Below are 4176 nucleotides of genomic sequence, written 5' to 3' on the forward strand. Positions count from 1 at the left end.
CAGCGGCAGCCAGGAGTAGATGCCGGGCGCCACGCGGCGGACGTAACCGGCACGCACCAGCAGCCGGTGGCTGAGCACCTCGGCGTCAGCCGGATCCTCGCGCAGCGTGCGCAGGAACAGATCGGACATGCGGGTGACGCCTCGTGCCATGGCCCGAGCGTAGCGACGGTGCACGAACCGATTCCCGAGCGGCCTTCGTCGTGGCACCGGCCCGCCCCGGCCCTCGACCGCGGTGCGCGGCCTCGCGGAGGACGACTACTGGTACGTGACGAGGTCAGGAGCGGGTGCCAGCGCGAGGGCCTGTTGCGGGGTCAGCATCGGGGTGTCCTGGGTGTAGAAGAGCTTGAAGCCCAGGTGCAGCTGCTGGGGCCGCTGGAGGTCCTTGTACTTGCCGAGCTTGTTCGGCGGGGCGCCGAAGCCGTCGATGTGCTGGACGACGGCGAGCTGCGGCGGCGTCTGGAGGCGCTCCGGGTTCGTGATCATGTTCGAGGTGAACTGGTGCACCACGAACAGCTTCTGCGGGAGGTTGCCTGCGGTGACCACGCCGGCGAGCCACGCCGAGACCTGGTTGATCTCGTCGGCGCTCACGGTCCCGATCTGCTTGCCGGGCACCGCGCCCGGCGGCATCCGCCACTCCGGGTCGAGCGCGAGGCTGACGTCCGGCTCCCGGAGCAGGTTCTCCCACGGCCGGACCGCCGTCATGAAGTCGGTGCGCCCGGGCTGGATGTCGATGATCATCAGCTCGCGGTGCGCCCGGGCCGTCGCGAGGTACTGGCGGACGGCGTTCTCGTCGATGTCGTGGTGGTAGTCGCCGTCGGGCCCGGGGCTCCCGTCCGCGACCCCGACGATCAGCTCCATCGCCGGCTGCACCGTGCGCCCCGGGCTCGCGAACGGTGTCGCGGCCTGCTCGAGCTTCGTCGCCGCCTCCTCCGGGGTGCCCGCCCCGAGGACGCCGAGCCGATCGGTGTCCGCCGTGCCGTAGTAGGCGACGACCCGGTAGTTCGGGAAGATCGTCGTCCCGCCACGCGGCAGTTGCGGTGGTGGCGGGGGCGGCGCCAGGGGGACGCTGACGGCGGGCTCCGGCGGCGCCGACCGCGGCGGGTTCGAGGAGCCGTGATCGGACACCAGGGCCACGAGCCCGAGGAAGGCCGCGAGGATCAGCGCGGCGAGCACGAACGCGAACAGCACCCGACGACGACGGCGCCGGTCCCGCAGGGCGCCCGGCCGCGGCGGAGTCTCCGGCCCGGCGTCCGGATCGACGACCGGGACCATCGCGTCGGTGCGCTCGGCCGCCGCCGGCTCGGCGACCGTCGCCGTGTCGGTGCCGGTGTCCGTCGTCGCGGAGCCGGTGGTCGTCGTCGCGGAGCCGGTGGTCGCGGAGCCGGTGGTCGTGGAGCCGGTGGTCGTGGAGCCGGCCTGCGAGGGACCGGCCGGCTTCTCCTTCGGTGCGACAGCCGGAGCGGCGCTCGCCGCCACCGCGGCACCCGCGCCCGCGACCGCGGCGCCCGCCGCCACGGTGGTGTACCGCCCGGACTTCTTCTCCGCCGCCGGCGGCGCTGACTTCTGCGCTGCCGGAGGCGCCGACGCGACAGCAGGACCGGGAGCAGGCCGCGGGGACTCGGTCTTCGCGCGCTCCCGCTGTCCGTTCCGTGCCGCGTCCGGCTCGGCCGACGTCGAGGACGGTCCGGGCTTCTTCTCCGCCGGGACGGCAGCAGGAGCGGCGCTCGCCGCCGCCGCGGCACCCGCGCCCGCCGCAACTGCGCCCGCGACCGGACCGCTCGTCCCCCGGGACTTCTCCTGGGTCGCCCCGGGCGCCGACGCCTCGGACGAACCGAGTCGCGACGACCCGGTCTCCCGTCCGCCCTCCGCGGGCCCTTCAGCCTGTTCGGTCGGCGCGCCGGGCCGCTGTACCGCGGGTGTCCCGGTGCGCACGGTGTCGGGCTCGGTGGGCGCGCTCCGGGCGGCAGGCGAACCGGAGCGCGAGACGGGTGACGGTGCGCCGGGGACGGTTTCCCGCTCGGCGGGCGACGTCTCCTCCTTCGGAGCCGCGCGGGACGACGCGACTGCCCCTCCCGCCGCCGCGGCACCGAAGGCAGCCGCCCCGGCCGCGGCCGTTGCCGCACCGGTCGCGGAACCCTGATCAGCGGTACCGGTCGCAGAACCCTGACCATCGGTCGCGGTTCCGGAGGCGCTCTCGACCGGGGCGTCGGTGCGCTCCTCCCGACCGTCCGCAGTACCGCGCGGGGCCGACGGCGTGCCGGGGGTCGCCGTCCGGGACGTGGTCGGCGTCGTCGAGGCCGACGTCCGTCGGGCATCGTCCGGGGAGTCCCCGGTGCGCCACGGCGGCACCCCGAGCATCGGGGGCCGCTCGGCGTCGACACGCGACGGCGGCGGTCCGCCCGGTGGCGTGCCGTTCTCCGTCCGCTTCGCCGGCGACGGCCGCCGACCCCAGGGCAGACGCCGGCCCTCGCCACCGGGCCGGCGGGTGTTGCTCGAGGGGCCGGCCGGGCGACCGGGCGGACCCGGGTGCGTCGACGGTCCGGGCGGGCGCTCCGACGTAGGGGCGTCTCCCGACGCGGGGGCCGAGGCCGCCGCCGGAGCGTTCGCGGCCCCGGAGCCGACCGCCGAGTCCCCGGATGCCTCACCAACCGCTGACTGACCCGGCGACGACCCACCCGACGGTGACTCGCCCTCACCGTCGTGCGGCGCCTCGGGGTCGTTCTCGGGCGAGCGTCGCGGCTCCGGCGTCCCGGCGGGAGCTTCCGCCACGATCGTCGAGCCGGACGTCCTCTCGGCTGCGGCAGGATCGGGCTCGCCCCCGGATCCGGCCTTCACCGCCGACCTCTCCGGCGGCTTCAGGGTCACCTCGTCCGGCCCGCCCCAGCGCATCACGCCCTCCTCCGCCTCCCCCGGGGCGACGGACGGCCGCACCCGCGGCACACCGTAGGCAGCGAGCGGCCGGAATTCAGCACATCCGGCCCGCGTGTCACAGACGCATCACGCGTAACACCGAAAAATCAGGCCAGACCGAGCACCGACAGTGCCGTTCGTGCCGCTTCGCCGCCCTCGTCCTCGGCGATCGCGAGGGCCGTCGGGACGTCGAGGTCGTCGAGCAGGGCCGCGACGACGGCGTCCGCCGCGACATCGCCGTCGACGTGGCGTGCGGCCGCGGCGAAGAGGCGCTCGAGGCGTCCGGCGGCGGCGTCGAGCGCGCCCGGCGCGATGTCCCAGGCCTGGGCCCAGGACCGGTCGAGCAACAGCAGGCGGACCGCCGCGGCGGGGTGGGTCTCGAGCAGGTCCGCGACGAGCACGAGGTTGCCCGCCGATTTCGCCATCTTCGCGCCGTCCACGCGCACCGTCCCGACGTGCAGCCGGGCCCGGGCGAACGGGCGCACCCCGGTGACCGCCTCGGCCATCGCGGCCATGCACCGGTGGTGCGGGTGGCGCAGGTCGGCCCCGCCGACGTGCAGGTCGACGGCCGGCCCGAGCACCGACAGCGCCATCGCGGCGCACTCCGCGTGCCAGCCCGGGCGCCCGTCGCCCCACGGGCTCGGCCAGGCGGCCTCGCCCGGGGTGGCGGGCCGCCAGACGGTCGGATCGTTGGGGTCCTCCGCGCGGGCGGACACCGGGATCTGTGAGGCGTCGGGCTCCGCGGCGACGACGTCGAGGCCGACCGCGGAGGCCCGCAGCAGGATCTCGCCGTCGCGCTCGTAGGCGACACCGCGCTCGAGGAGGGCGGAGGCGAGGCGGACGACGTCGTCGACGTGGTTGTGCGCGCGCGGCTGGTGCGTCGGCGGGCGGACGCCCAGCGCGGCCATGTCGCGGTCGAACCGGAACTGCCCGACGGCGGCGAAGCTGTCGAACCGGCGGCCCGCGCGCTCCGCGGCGGCGTCGAGGACGTCGTCGACGTCGGTGATGTTGCGGCAGGTCTCGGCCTCGATACCGATGCGGCGCAGCACCCTGGTGGCCACGTCGGCCCAGACGAACGTCGCGGCGTGCCCGAGGTGGGTGGTGTCGTAGGGGGTGATGCCGCAGACGTAGGTCCGGGCACGCCCGACCAGCGGCAGCGGTTCTCCGGCGAGGGCGAGACGAGAGGTCACACCCTCATCCTGCCCTCACCGGTGGCCGGCGCCGCCCTTCGCCGCCCGGCGCCACTGGAGCATCCGGGCGAAGCCG

2 protein-coding genes are annotated in these 4176 nt (G+C 75.9%); both read right to left on the minus strand.

The window, feature by feature from the left end; all coding sequences use genetic code 11:
- Positions 1-255: 255 nt before the first annotated feature.
- Positions 256-1932, minus strand: a complete 1677-nt coding sequence (locus tag VGI02_RS26135; RefSeq protein ID WP_331632478.1) for a hypothetical protein — start codon at positions 1930-1932, stop codon at positions 256-258.
- 1085 nt (positions 1933-3017) lie between these two features.
- Positions 3018-4100, minus strand: coding sequence for a class I tRNA ligase family protein (locus VGI02_RS26140; protein WP_331632480.1), 1083 nt, complete (start codon positions 4098-4100; stop codon positions 3018-3020).
- Positions 4101-4176 lie beyond the last annotated feature (76 nt).

The organism is Actinomycetospora sp., assembly GCF_036497245.1.
Classification (GTDB): Bacteria; Actinomycetota; Actinomycetes; order Mycobacteriales; family Pseudonocardiaceae; genus Actinomycetospora.